This window comes from Idiomarina sp., assembly GCF_019431395.1.
GTDB lineage: Bacteria > Pseudomonadota > Gammaproteobacteria > Enterobacterales > Alteromonadaceae > Idiomarina.
The window spans coordinates 188,483-205,605 of the sequence record NZ_CP080268.1 but is presented as its reverse complement, the minus strand read 5'-3'; the positions used below and the strand labels follow the sequence as shown (position 1 = coordinate 205,605).

Annotated in this window: 18 protein-coding genes and 1 tRNA gene; 7 read left to right on the top strand and 12 right to left on the bottom strand. The window is 43.2% G+C overall.

Translation table 11 applies throughout. The features are described from left to right. Nucleotide 1 precedes the first annotated feature (1 nt). Nucleotides 2-340, top strand: a complete 339-nt coding sequence (locus KZ771_RS00945; RefSeq protein ID WP_290654094.1) for a hypothetical protein — start codon at nt 2-4, stop codon at nt 338-340. A 50-nt stretch (nt 341-390) separates the two neighbouring features. Further along, nucleotides 391-1,158 (top strand): tyrosine-type recombinase/integrase, encoded by a 768-nt coding sequence (locus KZ771_RS00940; protein WP_290654093.1) that lies wholly within the window; start codon nt 391-393, stop codon nt 1,156-1,158. A gap of 118 nt (nt 1,159-1,276) precedes the next feature. Here the strand turns inward: KZ771_RS00940 and KZ771_RS00935 are convergent, their stop codons facing one another. From KZ771_RS00935 to KZ771_RS00900, 8 genes are all read right to left on the bottom strand, one after another. After that, entirely contained in the window at nt 1,277-1,804 is a 528-nt protein-coding gene (locus KZ771_RS00935; RefSeq protein WP_290654092.1) for a hypothetical protein, read from the bottom strand. A gap of 166 nt (nt 1,805-1,970) precedes the next feature. Continuing rightward, a complete protein-coding gene (locus KZ771_RS00930) occupies nt 1,971-2,438 on the bottom strand; it encodes a hypothetical protein (protein ID WP_290654091.1) in 468 nt (155 codons plus the stop codon). Between the two features lie 375 nt (nt 2,439-2,813). Continuing rightward, nucleotides 2,814-3,065 carry a hypothetical protein gene (locus tag KZ771_RS00925; protein WP_290654090.1) on the bottom strand — a complete coding sequence of 84 codons (252 nt, stop codon included), beginning with the start codon at nt 3,063-3,065 and terminating at the stop codon, nt 2,814-2,816. Continuing rightward, on the bottom strand, nt 3,058-3,516 hold the full coding sequence (locus KZ771_RS00920) for a hypothetical protein (RefSeq protein ID WP_290654089.1): 459 nt from the start codon (nt 3,514-3,516) through the stop codon (nt 3,058-3,060). Before KZ771_RS00920 ends, KZ771_RS00925 begins: the two co-directional genes overlap by 8 nt. Before the next feature lie 317 nt (nt 3,517-3,833). Continuing rightward, a complete protein-coding gene (locus KZ771_RS00915; protein ID WP_290654088.1) occupies nt 3,834-4,193 on the bottom strand; it encodes a hypothetical protein in 360 nt (119 codons plus the stop codon). Continuing rightward, a complete protein-coding gene (locus KZ771_RS00910) occupies nt 4,177-4,533 on the bottom strand; it encodes a hypothetical protein (protein ID WP_290654087.1) in 357 nt (118 codons plus the stop codon). The genes KZ771_RS00915 and KZ771_RS00910 overlap by 17 nt, the downstream gene beginning before the upstream one ends. 5 nt (nt 4,534-4,538) lie before the next feature. Next, the gene (locus tag KZ771_RS00905; protein WP_290654086.1) at nt 4,539-6,209 is read right to left on the bottom strand and encodes a zincin-like metallopeptidase domain-containing protein; all 1,671 of its coding nucleotides are present in this window, start codon (nt 6,207-6,209) and stop codon (nt 4,539-4,541) included. Nucleotides 6,210-6,279: 70 nt separating this feature from the next. Beyond that, nucleotides 6,280-7,695 (bottom strand): hypothetical protein, encoded by a 1,416-nt coding sequence (locus KZ771_RS00900; RefSeq protein WP_290654085.1) that lies wholly within the window; start codon nt 7,693-7,695, stop codon nt 6,280-6,282. Nucleotides 7,696-8,163: 468 nt separating this feature from the next. On the opposite strand from KZ771_RS00900, the gene KZ771_RS00895 reads away from it, so the two are divergent. Beyond that, nucleotides 8,164-8,652: a replication/maintenance protein RepL gene (locus tag KZ771_RS00895; protein WP_290654084.1), complete on the top strand. Its 489-nt coding sequence runs from the start codon at nt 8,164-8,166 to the stop codon at nt 8,650-8,652. Nucleotides 8,653-8,688: 36 nt separating this feature from the next. Here the strand turns inward: KZ771_RS00895 and KZ771_RS00890 are convergent, their stop codons facing one another. Beyond that, the gene (locus KZ771_RS00890; RefSeq protein ID WP_290654083.1) at nt 8,689-8,832 is read right to left on the bottom strand and encodes a hypothetical protein; all 144 of its coding nucleotides are present in this window, start codon (nt 8,830-8,832) and stop codon (nt 8,689-8,691) included. Between the two features lie 115 nt (nt 8,833-8,947). Continuing rightward, nucleotides 8,948-9,032 (bottom strand) — tRNA-Leu (locus KZ771_RS00885). A 353-nt stretch (nt 9,033-9,385) separates the two neighbouring features. Between KZ771_RS00885 and KZ771_RS00880 the strand changes: the two genes are divergently transcribed. After that, nucleotides 9,386-9,895, top strand: a complete 510-nt coding sequence (locus tag KZ771_RS00880) for an RDD family protein (RefSeq protein WP_133539548.1) — start codon at nt 9,386-9,388, stop codon at nt 9,893-9,895. Nucleotides 9,896-9,912: 17 nt separating this feature from the next. Here KZ771_RS00880 and lptG read toward each other — a convergent pair whose 3' ends face one another. Beyond that, a complete protein-coding gene (gene lptG / locus KZ771_RS00875) occupies nt 9,913-10,983 on the bottom strand; it encodes an LPS export ABC transporter permease LptG (RefSeq protein WP_133539549.1) in 1,071 nt (356 codons plus the stop codon). After that, a complete protein-coding gene (gene lptF / locus KZ771_RS00870; protein ID WP_290572397.1) occupies nt 10,983-12,083 on the bottom strand; it encodes an LPS export ABC transporter permease LptF in 1,101 nt (366 codons plus the stop codon). The genes lptG and lptF overlap by 1 nt, the downstream gene beginning before the upstream one ends. A 159-nt stretch (nt 12,084-12,242) precedes the next feature. Here lptF and pepA point away from each other — a divergent pair, with 159 nt between their 5' ends. The 3 genes from pepA to KZ771_RS00855 are packed head-to-tail and all read left to right on the top strand — an operon-like array spanning nt 12,243 to nt 17,062. Beyond that, nucleotides 12,243-13,751, top strand: a complete 1,509-nt coding sequence (gene pepA, locus KZ771_RS00865; RefSeq protein WP_290572399.1) for a leucyl aminopeptidase — start codon at nt 12,243-12,245, stop codon at nt 13,749-13,751. A 1-nt stretch (nt 13,752) separates the two neighbouring features. After that, nucleotides 13,753-14,196, top strand: coding sequence for a DNA polymerase III subunit chi (locus KZ771_RS00860; RefSeq protein WP_290654082.1), 444 nt, complete (start codon nt 13,753-13,755; stop codon nt 14,194-14,196). 13 nt (nt 14,197-14,209) lie between these two features. Further along, entirely contained in the window at nt 14,210-17,062 is a 2,853-nt protein-coding gene (locus KZ771_RS00855) for a valine--tRNA ligase (protein WP_290654081.1), read from the top strand. Nucleotides 17,063-17,123: the final 61 nt, after the last annotated feature.

Sequence of the window (17,123 nt, the reverse complement as noted above, 5' to 3'; positions counted from 1 at the left end):
AGTGTCGCTATACCAACACCCCACTGAAAAGGCTTTTTTGTACCGTCAAAAAGGCTCAAAAAAGATTTATATGTCTTACTACGATGGGAGCGGTAAAAGAAGGCAGAAAACCACAAAGACAGACGATTTAGAAAAAGCAAAGTTAGCACTCCAAGAAACCCTGTTTCTGATAAAAGCTGAGAAAAGCGGAATTATCAACCTTAACAGCAACCGAACAGAAACAGTTGGTTTTATAGCAGATCAAGTTATTAAGGAGCTAGTAAACACAAAATCAGGCAAGAAAAACTCTGCGGACATAATTCGTAAAATAAAAATCATTAAAGCCGAGTATAGCATTTAGATATAAGAAAACTAAATAAAAAACAGTTGAAAAGGCTTTTTTCAGAACCTATGTCAAAAACACAACTTTCCTACTTAAAGTCAGGCTTCCGAGCAATATTCGATTATGCAGAGGAGGAGGAAATAATTGAAAGTATACCGTTATTTCCAAAAGCAAATATTATGAAGTTTGAGAAAAGCCGGTTCCCTATCAATGAAAAACAATATTTAGCTTTAATCGATTTCCTTGTTAGTTCGATGGAGAAATCAAAAAAGTCAGAAGTTAGAGAAAATAAGTTTTTACTAATAAACTTTATAATCTTATTAAAGCACACCGGAATAAGAATTGGAGAACTGAAAAATATTAAAATTGAAAATATTGAAAATGATGGTAAAAACAGATACTGCTACATCCCAGTATCAAAGACAACTACAAGAAAGATAATCTTAAACCAAATGTGTTTCAATGCACTAGATAAAACAATGTCCGGGAAAAAGAAAAAAGATTACCTTTTTTCAAGGCTTTACGATGGAAAGGTTCCAAACTTCACTCAGATATTACAAGGTTTAAAAAAACATAATCGGAGATTTTTCGAGGAAAACGGGCTTGAAAACTTTGTTCTTTATAACTTACGACATACATTTATTACGAACTCGATCGTCGATGGGGTAGAACTTTTCTATATTGCTCAGCATTGTGGTACAAGCTTGGATATGATAGAGAAGCATTATGCTGATTACATCGTTTCACGAAATTATGAAAACATTTACGATAAAAAGACAATGATAAAACAGAAAAGTTACGATCAATTAATAGAGGAATACTATAAAAACAACTAAAATAATATTTCATTTTTTATGCAAAGTTTGGTAATAGTTAACGAAATGAACTCAACAATGACGAAAAATTGATGCCCAATTTTACCTTGATATCACATAATAAAACAATTGATAAAATTCAAGTTCGAAGGGCTTTACCCATTTTTAAATTACCGTGGTTTATTGTACCTGTTCCATCAGGAAAAATATAAGCAATACTATTTTCGACTAAATCATTCTTCAACTCTTCTAACTCAACTGGATTAGCTGGGAGTGATATAAGAAAAAAACCGACAACACCATAATGCTCTCTTTTTATTCGAGATATGTAATTGTATTTTGAAGCAATTTTCACAATCCGATTATATCCTCCAATATATTTTCCGGGTTCTCTTTTTAATTCTACTTTAAAAGTAACTGCTGTTGCAAACGTTTCGTATGATAAATCTTGATGCTGTTCTTCGGGAGTTAATTTATATTTAACTAAGTATGGCCCACTACCTAAAAAGCCACTATCTTGTTCAAGTGAACTTGCAAGTATTGAGGGGACTGTAATATTTGTTTCAAGGGTATCCAACTGTCCGACTATTGATACTGACAATAGAGTAGCACCTGATATGGTTCGTAGCCATGTAATTAGTTCTTCTTTATTTAATTTAACTTCCATAATCCACTCTTAAATTATAATAACTTTCTATATCCAATCCGGTAAATAGTTTTCTAATATTTTGACTACGAAATATTAAAACCAAAGAATTCTATCTTTTACCAAGTAAAGCCATTATTTTACAATACCTTTGTTGGCGAAAAGTAATCCAAAAGCTACTAGACCTTTAATTTAACAAATAATTTTTTACGGGTTCTTCATCTTCATATCTCCATCTTCCTTGACCATCAGAAAATAAACCCGCCCAAATTATTTTATCATTCTTAATTCGACATATGTTTCTCCAGACAGAGTTATCGCTCGTTCGTGTGTAATATATTTCCACCGAAAAACCGTCTATGAACTTAACATTTTTGTGACGCATGATATTTTTGGAGCGTCCAAACTGATCAGCGATATATGATTTACATGCTTGAATAGCTTCTGCTTGCGAAACTGATTTTTGAGAATTAGTATTCGAGTTCGAGCCAGAGGATAATAAAATAACAGATATTATAAGGATAATTGCAATAGGTATTATGTATTGCATCTTTCCATATTGGATATCTGGTTCTTTAAACTGACATTCGCTACAAATTGAATTATTTAACTTGGATTCAGGAATATCTTTCCCGCAACGTTTACATTTTTTCAAATCACTCTCCTTTTTTTTTGAGCTTATCAATTACTAAATAGCACCTATTCACCCCTAAGTCAATATTGATTAAAGGTCTTAAATTTCATAGTAGTCGACTTTATTTTTTTAAAGTTTTGCTTCCATTACTTCCCTTTTTAGTCATCTATCGTGGGAGACAGAAATCTTGTAAAAAAATTACGCCAAGTCCGTCGCCAATCTCACCTCTAAGGTATTCTTTGAACCAAGTTTAGACTTCTTACAACGGTGCTAGGATCTTATGTGGTTCCATATGTATAATTGCTCAAAATTTCGACAAATGAAACCACTAGGAATAAGAGTTTTATATAACAGCCCCACTCTAAACGAGAGGGGCTTCGAAGTGCTTGCATAATCTTATATTTGATAATTGTAAACATCCTTAGTGGCCAAGAGTGCAATCAATTCATTTTCGAGAGAGGACTTCACTTTGTGATACCGCTCATCACGGTAGTGGTAAACCCGAAGCCTTTTAACATTCTTTCGAACTGTATTCGTTGAAAAATCAACCACTGGCTCAAAAACAGCCCCTAGGTAGAGCTCTCCGTCTACAACAGGGACTAAGTGCTGAGGGAAGATGCCTGTTTTTTCGTTAATCATTTTAATCATTAGACACCTCCACACCAGAGGTTTGACCATTCTTGGCTACTACCATTCGAACTTGCCCGCACTCACTCGCCAAAAGATACCAATCCTTATCCCTATCGATATATATTTTTGATTCCATATTCAAAATTAAAAATATCTGATTGGCATCAGCCTCAGAAAGCCTTCTATCACTTGCAAATGCTAGTGTATAAAGTTCAACCTGATTTACAAGCTGACTTTCAAAGTCGCATTTGCTGTAATCAACTGACTTAACTCTCTCAAAAATATTTTTTTCTTTTAGGGCTGATAATAAATCTGGGTCCGACATATTTAAGCCGAGTATATTATCGATTTGCTTCAATTTTCTTGCCAAAGTTTTCTCGTCATTGATTCTTACTGCGGCACAATAGAAAAAATATGCCGCTGCTTCCGAAAATTGAAATTCCAAGTTAAACGTTTTATTTATTTTCATGTTGTTTCTCCTTATTTTGATAATGAAAATTGGCGAAAAACTGGGCTAACCATATTTTTCATAATCATCAAAGGAGAACTATTTAAGAATAGAGCTTCCTTTGACTCTTTATTAACAAGAGCCAAAAGAAGCCATAAGGCTGGGATTAACTCTTGTTATTATTACTGCTATTTTGGACTTTCATTTCTGTTTCCATTTTTGGCTGAATAATCAACGAGTGTAATTATATTATTTTAATTAGCGATAAGTCAACAGCTTTATAAACTTATTTTAAAATTAATTTATTAGTTTTTGTTTTTTAATGATTTTTATTTTAATTAATTTTTAAAATTACTTCTTTTTGGTTTTAATATAACTTGCCCTGACGAAGAAGACTTACTTTTACCATTGGCTTTGTTTTCTTTATTTTTAATTTCCATAAAAAGACGATATCGTTCTGCCCTATTTGCCACTTCCTCATTCGTATTATAGTACTTTGCATCCTCAGAAAAATACTCAATACTCTCAACAATGTCGGCCTCAACCCAGATCTCATAAGAATAATCTTTTTTGTGCCGTAATTTGTACCGTTGGGTCTCATAGTCAAATCCGACCAACTGAAATATCGCAAGTTCAACAAAGGGGCAATCGGTTTTAAATGAAAAAGAAGGGGCTTTTTCTTTATAATTTTCGTGCATTTTTTTTCCTGTTTATTTTTTTAATTATTTGGCTTATCCGGTATTCTTCAAGCACATAACACTCCTCCTCCACAGCTAAGATATTCTCGTATTCAACATCGATAAGTCGATACATTTCAACGGCGGTTGTATCCTCTTCCAGCGGTAATAGCCCCAGAATATCCGCGACAGCCAAATGTATAGCTTGCTTGATGTTTATTGCCTCAATGTATTTTCGAGAGTACATCAGTCTTTCCCACTCGCGGATAAGCGATAACAGATTAATCGCTTTTTGCAGCACCAGCCTGGCCTTTGTCGTTTGAAGCAATTGTCGAACTGACTGCTTACCCTGATTATCCATACTCATTAGCTGGTTAATTTTTTCTTTCTCATCTTTACTAACGACATCGACGGCTCAACATCGTAAAGTTGTTCAAAGCGACCAAGCTCTTCAAAATCCCGCTCGATAAGACGGTTTAACTGCTCCTTTATCGGTTGATTAGCTTGATCTAAACCATCAAGCTGTTGCTCAATAGTCGTCAGGTTAGCCGATATTTCTTTTTTAATGGCCTGGGAGCCTCCGAAGTTTCCGTATTTATACTGTCGCTTCCATTCCCCCATTTTGCGGAGCATTGCAAAAACATCACTTTCCAACGGCAGAGTATCTTGCTGTTGCACATTATCGAGTGAATGTTTGTTGTCTGACTGCTTCACTAAATAGTCGGCTGCCGTGTCGCCTTGTTTGGCGGCCGCATCAAACAGTCCGTATCGTTTTTGCTTTGGTCCTTTTAGAGCTTTAATCCAGCTTAATATGTAAGCCGCACTCTCTTTGTCCAAAGCACTGGGTAAGTTATACCGAAGTAGGTAGTTTCTGGCTCCGCTCTCAGCTACAAGCTCTTCAAAGCCATAACGATGCTCGTTGCGAACGACAGAAGTAATCCCAGGTCGGGCTAGTCTGCTCTTATGACCGGTACTATGAATAAGCTCATGGGCGAATGTACCGGCAAAGCCTATATCTGAGACAAACCGCTCTCTTGGAACCATCATTATTACATCTGAGGATGGGCGATAGGCACACCGCTCGTTATCGTCGATTAAATCAACATTTAAATCACGGGCGACTTGATAGAGGCTTTTTATGGCGGTTTCACATTGCTCTGAATAGAACTTCTCAGCCAGCTCTTTATTATTTTTTAACTGCTCTTGAAGAGTAAAATATCCACTCTTCCCATACATTTTACGACGAGCTTGGTCAGACAGTCTTCCCGAAATGTCATCCGGGTGCCAGACAGGGTAAAAACCTCTGACGATAATTGATTGATAATCAACCTGCTCGCCCGGCGGCAGTTCATTATAAGCTTTTGAAGTCAGTAAGCTCTCATCGCTTCGGTGTTTATTACGATAGCAACGGTTAGCAAAAACAACCTGTGCTGAATTAGGAATATCGCAAGGATCGCTTACTCCTAGCTCTTCAAGGTTTTTCTGAGTTAACCATACCGGCACTGAATATCCGTTTAATTGTTGCACGGCACTCAAATGCTCGACATTCTGACCCTGGTACTCTCGTCCATCAAGATTAACCGGATATCCGTACACCATTTGACTATTCCAGGGTTGCTCCCAGTGGAAACTCTCACCCTGCTCGTGCCGGTCGAAAATATCTTGATAAAAGCGGAGTATTTCAGCCAAAGGTTCGTTTGCCGCAACAGGTTGCGGTGTTTGAATATACTTATCATCGACGGACGGTATTTTCGGGATTAACTGATCGAGAAGTTTAAGCTCAGGCTCAGCCACTCGACCACCCTGCTTAATTAGTTGAATAAGCCGTTGTTCCGAAGATTTTTCGAAGCTCTGCTCAAACTTTTCAACCATCTCCTTTTTTTCAAGAGATAGTTTTTTTTGGTTTGAAATGAAAAAATTAAGTTGCTTAACCGACTTGATATTCGGCTCAGATGCGACAAAACCACTCTTAAAATGAGATTTTAACAAGAGTATAAGTTTCTGAGTTTCTTTTTCGTTTAATTCTGCTAGTTTCAAAACATTTTAATTTATTATAATTTAACTGTATCACTCTTTTTTAAAAAATCTACTTTATTACAAACATTTTTTATAACTTCGGCTTTAAGCCACTCACTCTCTGCTCAGGAATAACATAATATTTATTTTCAAAACGATCTAACTGCTTTATTTCTTCATTAAGGAGCTTATTAATTGTTTCGGAAAGACTGTCAAAACGCCCTGCATCGCAATTTTTCAGATTATCAAAAGCCACACGAACTTTATTAAAAGCAGTGCCAATCTCGTCAAACTCCTGATTAACGATGTGTTTTTTCCAGTCCATAATCGCGGTTAAACAATCAGTGGTAAGATCTAAGGCCTGCTGTGTGATTTTTTGCCGATACACCGTATCGCCTAATTGCCCATCAAGTGTATCGAGCTTGTTTTGTTTGTCTGAAAGTTCAACCTGTTGCTGGTGAGCCTGCTCAACTATCCTTTCAAGTCGATTTTTCTTATCTGAAAAATCTCGATCCAGGCTTCGCAAAGCCTCCACCTTTTGCTTATGCTGTGAAGCAATATATTCATCGCGGGAGAGATGTGATTTTTGGCTGATATGCTTTTTTACCCCTCGCTTAAAACCCAGTGGCGAAAACACAGTTTCAGACAAGTCCTGCAAATCTGACATTGCCGGGTTAGGTTGTAATTTTCCAGTGTCCGGACACCGGTGTTTTTTTAACATTTTTGCCAGAGGCGAATAGGCATTTTTAAAGTCGTAATTATAGTAAAGCAAGTGGCAGTGCACATTGCGACGAAACAAGCCAGTAGAAGGCTCGACAAACCCTTCATCCAGATGTAAATCAACTCGTACCGGCTCAAATCCGTATTTTTCTCTGACCATCAAAGCAAAATATTTTATATGCTCCATCAGCATTATCTTGGCCGCTGATATGCCGTATTGCCGTTCTAACTCGACAAACCGATCTTCTGAAAAAACAACGACATTTTCATAAGCCTTTCGAAAGTCGTTTCGTGGTTTTTTACCCGTCTGATATTGATATTGCTGGTCGCAATCAGCGATTGTCCTGAACCTGTAATGAAGATTGTCTTTCATAAACTCCGGGCAGACACTGGCAGTATTTCTAGCATCGTATGAGCGACTAACCTCCCGACTGATATGCTTTTCCAGAGACTGACCCTGATTAGCCTTATAAAATCGGGTTCTGACCGACACGAAGTTTTTGCTGGTTAGGCTTTTTGACTTTAATTTTGCTCTAAGGTAAACAGCTTTACCCGACTTGTTGTGGCGAAATATTTTGATAGTTCTTGTCGGGATAGCAGATCTGCTTAACCATTTTGATGGGTTATGAAGCAGTTTTGATTGAATGATTTTAACTCTTCGATTTGCATCTTTTAGTGCCTTATCGTTGTTTTTTTTAATTAACCAGTAAAGCTTTTTTCTTAATTTTTCACCTTGCCACTTTGCCTTATCAAAAATATATAACAGTTCATTTTTTTCTTTTTGCATTTTTTATTTTTGTTTTACCATAAAAATTACAGAAAAAAGTTTTTTACAAAAAATATTTAACGACAGTTAAGATTAACCCACTAATACACTACCCCTATCTCCGTTTAATCAACGGGTTAGGGTTTGTGTGTATTCTTTTCGCTTCGCATCAAAGAACCAAGCATCGTTTATGAGAAGGTTTCAATTTTGGAACAATCGTCTATGCATCAATCCACTCGGAAACCCTTAGCAGATCATAATAAAGATCGAACCGCCGCAAATCCCCACCAGTAATGGACTTTAACTTTTTCAGTGTGTCTCCTGCTGTCCCATTAATGGGCAGAAAAATGCGATTAATCTATGTTAAACCCTGTTTTATAAGTAATTATGCAATGGGCAGGACTCCCAACAGCACATTAATGAGAAAAATTATTCTCAACCATTGACAGCCTTTTTTTAAGTGTTAAAACTCAATAAAAAAGGAGCTATATGAATATAAATGACAATGAAATTATAGAGGTAAGTTCAAAGACAGATTACTGGGCAAAAACAAAATATGGCGAAAAAGTTAAAGCCGATATTGACCAAAAAACCGGTGAAATAAAATTGAAAAACCCGCCGTTTTATCAGTTTTATAAAAAGACATTTCCGCGAATTAACGACTTGCTGGTCGAAAATCCACTGTCCGTCAGGATCTTTATGTTTATGGTCGAGCAGATGGCCAGCAATAACAGTTTAACGATATCTTATAGAGCAATGGAGGAAGTTTTCGGGAAGTCTCGTCGAACTCTGAGCCGGGCGATTAAGCTGTTGGTTGATTATAAGTTTATTGAAATTAGAAAGTCCGGCAACAGCAATATCTACTGCATCAATGCGAACATCGTTTGGGCTCAATCGAGGAAAAATATCAAATATGCTAAGTTTAACTCAACCGTTTACCTTACCAGCTCTGAGCAAGAAGGCGACATAGACAACTAACTCAGCAGAGACATCATTCGAACATCAGTCCTAAATTTAGATAATAACCGCAACACTCATGTATAGAAAAAATCTCATTGCTAAGCCACCTCTTATCTCGTCATATAATGCCCCAGATAACGGTAAAGCAATAAGAGCCCAGACAAAGCTAACAGCTAATGCTATTTTTAATTTATTCATAACGGAGCCTTTATTCACCATTCTAATAAGGCTAAGGCTATCACTGAAAAGTAAGCGGTATCTACGAGGTGGTTTTACAAATGATTTACAGAATGGGGAGAAGCACCAATTATGATGGTGGCTCAGGGCGGACTCGAACCGCCACTCCGTGAGGAACCTGATTTTGAATCAGGCGTGTCTACCAATTCCACCACTGAGCCATATACCTAACTCTAACAGAGTATAACAGCAACTTTAACTAATGTTTTTCTTTTAAAATATGTTAATAATCAACGTGTTAAACTCAAAAATACTATAACAAGCAGTGATTTTTGAATCCACTGCGTCTACCAATTCCGCCACCTCGGCAAAAGATAGGATGTCTTGGTCGACGGGTGGGATTATACCCGTGACATGGTGCTAATCAAGCACTTATTGCAGAAATTTTTCAGTTACTGGTTTAATTGCTGATTAGTTAACCAATGCCGGCTTTTTTGCTCCATGCATACGCGATTTTTCGGCTTCGTGTTACACTTTCGTGGTTTGATTAGCACAACCAACGACAAGGGTTACCGTGGTTACCGAAGCACAAAAATTACATGCCAGTTTCCCCAGTGCGGGAATACTTCGACGCCTTGCTGCGTGGATTTATGACTTACTGGTGGCAGCCGCTATTATTATGCTGGCTTCTGCCGTGGCGCTGGCTTTTGCCGGGATCTTGTCTGCAACCGGCATGATTACCTTAACCGAAGAGTTCGACCACGCGGCCTGGCTGGCTCAGGGTCCCTGGTACAGCATTTATTTAATTACCGTGGTGGCGATATTTTTTGGCTATTTCTGGAAAACCTCCGGGCAAACCGTCGGTATGCGCGCATGGCGGTTAAAACTACAAAACCGTGATGGCAGTAAACTGTCGCTAACCCAGGTCGTGATCAGGTTACTAACGTGCTGCGCCGGCCTTGGCAGTTTATGGGTGTTAGTCGATTTTAAAAACCGTCGCAGCTGGCACGACTACGCCGCAGGCACTGAGCTGGTTGTGCTATCTAAAGAGGCTAACCAGCTGTTTTATTGGCATGATTTATAGTCGCTTCCGCGAACAAGCTAGCCCGGCCGCTTCTGCATAAAATAAACAGCCAAACCGGCAAACACGATACTGGGCAATACCGCGCCCAGTATCGCCGGAATTTGGTAAACCTGCGCTAACGGCCCGAAAATCTCGTTGGTTACGTGAAAACCAAAACCGGTCACCACGCCCAATAAGATGCGCGCCCCCATACTGGTCGAGCGCAGCGGCCCGAAGATAAACGACAACGCCACCAATAACATCACCGCCACCGTAATCGGTGCTAATACCTTGCGCCACAGCGCCAGCTCATAACGCTGCGATGACTGCTGGTTGCTTTCCAGATAGGTCAGGTAATCCAGTAGCCCGGTTATCGACAAAGACTCCGGCTTTACCGTTACAACGCCCAGTTTGTCAGGCGTTAAACTCGACTGCCACGCTATTGATGGCACCCGGCGTTCGTTAATTCTGCGTTCACCAATTTCGGTCACCACCACCTGGTTTAAGCGCCATTTTTGGTCACTGAATACCGCTGACTGCGCATAGGTAACCGTGTCTAACTGCTTTTGTTCGGTAAACTCGTAAATCAATACGCTGTTCAGTTGGCCGGTATCCTGCACTTCGCCGATATTTATAAAACGATTACCGTCTTTAGCCCACACCCCGCGCTGCGCCGAAATCAAGCTACCACCGGATATTTCCTGTGCCCGGATTAACCGCCCTTTGGCTTCCATTGGCGGCGCAATCCACTCGCCAATCGCCATTACCGCGACCATCATAATAATGGCGGTTTTCATCACCGCAGCCGCAATATTCAGGCGCGAGCGCCCCGCTGCCATCATCACTACTAACTCGGAGTTACTGGCCAACATGCCCATGCCTATCAAACCACCCAACAAGGCAGCCATAGGAAAGAACACCTCGATATCCCGGGGCAGGCTGTAAAACACAAACAACGCGGCATCAACCACTTCGTAACTGCCGCGCCCCACTGACTTTAACTGTTCAACAAAACGAATCAGCGACGACAGCCCGGTCAACACAGCTAAACTAAGTAGCGACGTACGCAACACCGTCATACCGATGTAACGTTCAAGAATTGATAACATTAACTACGCCCCCATTTTAGCGAGGCCAGCATCCGTAAGCCCACCGGACGCCCCTTACCAATTAATATCATACCGAATATCAATAGCCCGATATGTATCCACCACAAACCAATAGCGGTAGGGATGACACCATCGCGGACAGCAGACTTAGCCGCCATCAGCAGCAGGAAATACCCCAGATAGATAAGCAGCGCCGGTGCCATCCGCGCGAATTTACCCTGCCGTGGATTAACCCGGCTTAACGGCACAGCAATCAATGTCAGCAACGGCATTGCCAACGGAATCGCGACACGCCACTGAAACTCAGCCACAGCCGCAGCTCCGGACTCTTGCAGCAGCTCTTGCGTACTGTAGGCTTCAAGCTTGCGAATTTGCTCGTTAACCGGCTGCTCTTTAATCTGCAGGCGATAGCTATCAAACTGCATCAGCTGGTAGCTGTCGGCATCACCGGCAAAGCGTTTACCGTTATTCAGCTCCAGCCATTGCTCGCCCGATGCTTCGGTAATAACCCGGCCACCATCTGCCATCACCACACTGCCGGACTGCAGCTGGCCTTGTTCATGCTGGTGTTGTGCTACAAACACATTATCCAGCTGCCCCTCATCACCCTGCGCTTCGATAAAAATGACGGCTTTTTGGTTGCTGGCTTGCTGAAAACGACCGGGCATTAATGCCGTCAAGCCGCTGTCTGCGCGTGCTTTATCTTCAATTTTCTGTTCTTGATCCAATGCCCATGGCACAGCCCACAACGTTAACGCCGCCGTGGCAAGCGCTAATACCAGCGACAGTACCAGCGTCACCCGGGTCACATACCATTCGCTAACACCACAGGCATGCAGTACGGTCATTTCGTTATCGGCGTAAATACGCCCGTGCGCCAGCAAAATACCCAAAAACAGGCTTAACGGCAGGATTAGTGACAATAATGCCGGTAAGTTTAACGACAACAGCTGAAATATGATGGTACCGGGAATATCACCTTCGGATGCATCCGATAGCACCCGGACAAATTTTTGACTGACAAAAATTGTCATCAAAATAAATAAAACGGCAAGTTGAGACTTAAAGGTCTCATTGATCAGGTATTTAAATATGCGCACCGGCTTTCGCTCTTAATGTTCGCTCTAAGTTTAACCCCATAACATGGGTTTTTACTGGAATAGCTGTGATTTTTAAGTAAACTTGGTATTTTAACAACAAATTTATGCTTTAGGTAAACTATAGCAGGCCTTTAGCCCTACCGAAACAGGAGCCGTTTCATGGAGTTCAGCGTAAAAAGTGGTAACCCGGAAAAACAACGCTCTGCTTGTATCGTCGTTGGGGTCTTTGATCCCCGTCGATTGTCAGGCGTAGCCGAACAACTTGACAACGTTAGCGATGGCTATCTGAGCAACTTATTGCGCCGCGGCGACCTCGAAGGCAAAGCCGGTCAGGTTTTGCTGTTACATCATGTACCTAATGTCCTCGCCGAGCGTGTATTGCTTATTGGTTGTGGCAAAGAGCGAGAGCTTGACGAACGCCAGTATAAGCAAATCATTGCAAAAATGATCAATACGCTTAACGAAACAGGCTCGATGGAAGCGGTCTGCTTTTTAAGTGAATTGCATGTTAAAGGCCGTGATACCTACTGGAAAGTTCGGCAAGCCGTTGAGGCTGCACGTTCCGCTAATTACACCTTTAACCAGTTAAAAACTAAAAAAGAGGAGCCGCGCCGACCGCTGCGTAAGCTGGTGTTTAACGTACCCAGCCGCAAGGAACTGGGTATTGGTGAGCAGGCGATTCAGCATGGTTTAGGTGTAGCAGCCGGAATGGATCGTTGCCGCGACGTAGCCAACATGCCGCCGAATATCTGCACCCCCCGTTATTTAGCAGAACAGGCGCAGGAAATAGCTGACAGCTATGACAACTTAACCGTGACCACGGTTGAAGAAAGCGAGATGGAACAGCTGGGCATGAATGCATACCTGGCCGTTGGCCGTGGCTCAGAGCATGAGTCAGTGCTTACACTGATGCATTACCGCGGTGCTGCCGATGAGCAGGCACCTATTGTGTTAGTTGGTAAAGGACTGACATTTGATTCCGGCGGTATTTCCATCAAACCCTCCGCCAACATGGACGAAATGAAGTACGACATGGGCGGTGCTGCCGGTGTTATCGGCGCGATGCAGGCGTTGGCAGAGTTACAACTACCGATCAATGTTATTGGCGTAATGGCAGGCTGCGAAAACATGCCCGATGGCAAAGCTTATCGCCCGGGCGATATTCTTACTACCATGAGCGGACAGACGGTTGAAGTATTAAACACTGATGCTGAAGGCCGTTTAGTATTATGCGATACGCTAACCTACGTCGAACGTTTTGAGCCCGAACTGGTTATCGACATGGCGACCTTAACCGGTGCCTGCGTGGTGGCTCTGGGTTCACATGCCTCGGCAGTTTTAAGTCAGCACAACCCGCTTGCCAGCGAAATTCTTAACGCTGCATCGCAAAGCGGCGACAAAGCGTGGCGCTTGCCACTGTGGGACGAATATCAGTCGCAGCTGGATAGCCCGTTTGCCGATATGCAAAACATCGGCGGCAAAGAAGCCGGTACCATTACCGCGGCGTGTTTCTTATCGCGCTTTACCAAAAAATACACCTGGGCACACATGGATATTGCCGGCACCGCATGGAGTGGCGGCGCTAATAAGGGGTCAACGGGTCGCCCGGTGCCTCTGTTGACGCAATTCCTGATTAATCGCTGCAGCCAGACGGATAGTTCAGAGTAACATGTCGCGAGTTACTTTTTTTCTGCTACCCGAGGCTGCCGAAGACGAGCAAAACGGTCTCATTTGCGATAAAATTGCGGACCTTTTTCGGCAACATAAAAAAGTTCGTGTATTTGCTCGGTCGCAACAGCAGGCTGAACAAATAGACGAGCTATTGTGGCAGCGTCCGGCGGACAGCTTTATTCCCCACAATCTGGTGGGCGAGGGGCCTGCTAATGGCGTGCCGGTAGAAATCGTCTGGCCTGAGGCTGACAACATCGCCCGCCGGCCTGGCTACGTTTTGTTTAACCTGGCTGAGCAGGTGCCGGCGCAAGCACAACAAAGTCACACAATTTTTGATATCGTGCCGGCCGATGAAGAGCAAAAAGCCATTGCACGTGAACGTTACAAACATTATCGGGCCAGCGGTTGCCAATTAACCACTGAGCCCCTGAACGCAGAGTAATAGTAAGGTCATTATGGATAAGACGTATTCCCCCAAAGACATCGAAGAAAACCTCTACCAGCAGTGGGAAGAAAAGGGCTACTTTAAGCCCAGTGGAGAAGGTCAGCCCTATTCCATTATGATTCCGCCCCCCAACGTCACCGGTAGTTTGCATATGGGGCATGCGTTTCAGCATACCATCATGGATACGCTAACCCGTTACCAGCGCATGGACGGCAAAAACACACTCTGGCAGGTTGGTTCTGACCATGCCGGTATTGCCACCCAAATGGTGGTAGAGCGACAGTTGGCGGCGCAGGATACAACACGCCAGCAACTCGGCCGCGATGCATTCATCGACAAAGTATGGGAATGGAAAGAACAATCCGGCGGCACCATCACCTCGCAGATGCGCCGTTTAGGTGACTCGGTCGATTGGGATCGTGAGCGCTTTACCATGGACGAAGGTTTATCAAAGGCGGTACTGGAAGTCTTTGTGCAGCTATACAAAGACGATTTAATTTATCGCGGTAAGCGCCTGGTTAACTGGGATCCCAAACTGCAGACCGCTATTTCAGACCTTGAAGTAGAAAACAAAGAACAACAAGGCTTTATCTGGCACCTGCGTTACCCACTGGCTGATGGTGCAACAACAGCCGATGGCAAAGATTACCTGGTGGTCGCAACGACCCGTCCGGAAACCATGCTCGGTGACGTCTGTGTTGCCGTGCATCCGGACGATGAGCGCTATCAGCATTTGGTTGGCAAACATATCGAGCTACCTATCGTTAACCGCCGTGTGCCGATTATTGCTGACGATTATGTTGATGCTGAATTTGGTACCGGTTGTGTGAAAATTACGCCGGCGCACGACTTTAATGACTATGAAGTGGGCAAACGTAACCAACTGGGTATGATCGCCGTATTTGACAATACCGCGCATGTGCTCGCTACTGCAGGCTTGTTTACCAGCACTGGCGAAGAGCTGGACGAGCTCAATGGCTTTGACGGTAAACTGCCGACGCAATACGCCGGTCTGGAACGTTTTGAAGCGCGTAAAAAATTAATTGCCGAGTTTGAAGCCAATGGCTTGCTGGAAAAAACAGAAAAGCACACCAACAAAGTGCCTTATGGCGATCGCGGTGGCGTCCCCATTGAGCCACACTTAACCGACCAATGGTATGTGCGCGCAGCACCGCTGGCTAAACAAGCCACCGAAGCGGTTGAAGACGGGCGTATTGAGTTCGTGCCGAAGCAATACGAGAACATGTATTTTAGCTGGATGCGTGATATCCAGGATTGGTGTATCTCTCGTCAGCTATGGTGGGGACATCGTATTCCGGCCTGGTATGACAACGACGGTAACGTCTATGTCGGCCGTAACGAAGAAGAAGTTCGTCGCGATAACGAGCTGTCGGCAGATATTCAATTGCGTCAGGACGATGACGTGCTCGACACCTGGTTCTCGTCAGCGCTGTGGACCTTTTCTACCTTGGGCTGGCCGGAACAAACCGATGATTTAAAAACCTTCCATCCGACCGATGTGTTGGTAACCGGTTTTGACATCATTTTCTTCTGGGTTGCGCGCATGATCATGATGACCATGCACTTTATGAAAGACGAGCAAGGGCAACCACAGGTTCCTTTCAAAAAAGTGTATGTAACCGGGCTTATTCGGGACGAAGAAGGCCAGAAAATGTCGAAGTCTAAGGGCAATGTACTTGACCCGCTGGACATGATTGATGGTATCAGCGCCGACGAGCTGGTGGCAAAGCGCACCGCTAACTTGATGCAGCCGAAAATGCGCGAGAAAATTGAAAAAGCCACGCGCAAACAATTTCCGGAAGGGATTACACCACACGGCACCGATGCGTTGCGTTTTACCCTGACCGCACTCGCTTCAACCGGACGCGATATTAACTGGGACATGAAACGTCTGGAAGGCTACCGCAACTTCTGTAATAAGTTGTGGAACGCCAGCCGCTTCGTGTTGATGAACACCGAGGAGCATGATTGCGGTGCAGCCGGCGGCGATATGACGCTGTCGTTGGCTGATGAATGGATCCTGGCGCGTTTCAATTACACGGTTAAGGAATTCCGTCAGGCGCTGGACAGCTACCGCTTTGACATAGCGGCATCTATTGCCTACGAGTTCACCTGGAACCAGTTCTGTGACTGGTATCTGGAGCTGACCAAACCGATTTTGCAACAGGGTAGCGACGCTGAGCAACGCGGTACACGGCGTACGCTGGTTACGGTACTAGAACAGTTACTGCGTTTATTACACCCGATCATGCCATATATCACCGAGACTATCTGGCAGCGCGTTAAACCGCTGGCTGGAGTTCAGGGCGAAACCATTATGCTGCAAGCGTTCCCGCGGGTCAGTGACGATACTGATGTGCAGGCAATGCAGGACATGGAATGGCTGAAGCGTGTTATCCTGGCTATACGTAACATTCGCGGTGAAATGGACTTATCACCCAATAAACCATTGCCTCTGTTGCTGTCGCATGCCGATACCATGGCACGGGGCCGTATCGAGAAAAACCAGAACTTTTTAAGTAGCCTGGCGAAGCTCGAGTCGGTTGAGTTCCTTGGCGATAATGATGAGCCACCGGCTAGCATGACGGCGCTGGTTGATAATCTGCAGCTGCATATTCCTATGGCCGGGCTGATTGACAAAGACGCTGAGCTTAAGCGCTTGAACAAAGCGATTGAAAAAGCAGAGAAAGACCTGCAGCGTGTCAGTGGCAAGCTGAGTAACGAAAACTTTGTCAGTAAAGCACCTGAAGCGGTGATTGCGAAAGAGCGTGAAAAGCAGACCGAAGCGCAGGAATTGGTTAACCAGTTACAGGAACAACTGAAGAAAATTGAGGCGCTGTAGTTAAAATAGTTAAGTTAGCCACTGCGCCTTAAACCTCAATAAAAGCGCTTGAATCACTCAA

Excerpts from the sequence above, each read along its gene's own strand:
- KZ771_RS00925 (WP_290654090.1), bottom strand. The coding sequence starts at position 3,065 with ATGATTAAAATGATTAACGAAAAAACAGGCATCTTCCCTCAGCACTTA.
- pepA (WP_290572399.1), top strand. The coding sequence starts at position 12,243 with ATGGAGTTCAGCGTAAAAAGTGGTAACCCGGAAAAACAACGCTCTGCT.
- KZ771_RS00935 (WP_290654092.1), bottom strand. The coding sequence starts at position 1,804 with ATGGAAGTTAAATTAAATAAAGAAGAACTAATTACATGGCTACGAACC.
- KZ771_RS00890 (WP_290654083.1), bottom strand. The coding sequence starts at position 8,832 with ATGAATAAATTAAAAATAGCATTAGCTGTTAGCTTTGTCTGGGCTCTT.
- KZ771_RS00900 (WP_290654085.1), bottom strand. The coding sequence starts at position 7,695 with ATGCAAAAAGAAAAAAATGAACTGTTATATATTTTTGATAAGGCAAAG.
- KZ771_RS00910 (WP_290654087.1), bottom strand. The coding sequence starts at position 4,533 with ATGGATAATCAGGGTAAGCAGTCAGTTCGACAATTGCTTCAAACGACA.
- KZ771_RS00920 (WP_290654089.1), bottom strand. The coding sequence starts at position 3,516 with ATGAAAATAAATAAAACGTTTAACTTGGAATTTCAATTTTCGGAAGCA.
- lptG (WP_133539549.1), bottom strand. The coding sequence starts at position 10,983 with ATGTTATCAATTCTTGAACGTTACATCGGTATGACGGTGTTGCGTACG.
- KZ771_RS00915 (WP_290654088.1), bottom strand. The coding sequence starts at position 4,193 with ATGCACGAAAATTATAAAGAAAAAGCCCCTTCTTTTTCATTTAAAACC.
- KZ771_RS00855 (WP_290654081.1), top strand. The coding sequence starts at position 14,210 with ATGGATAAGACGTATTCCCCCAAAGACATCGAAGAAAACCTCTACCAG.
- KZ771_RS00895 (WP_290654084.1), top strand. The coding sequence starts at position 8,164 with ATGAATATAAATGACAATGAAATTATAGAGGTAAGTTCAAAGACAGAT.
- KZ771_RS00860 (WP_290654082.1), top strand. The coding sequence starts at position 13,753 with ATGTCGCGAGTTACTTTTTTTCTGCTACCCGAGGCTGCCGAAGACGAG.
- KZ771_RS00940 (WP_290654093.1), top strand. The coding sequence starts at position 391 with ATGTCAAAAACACAACTTTCCTACTTAAAGTCAGGCTTCCGAGCAATA.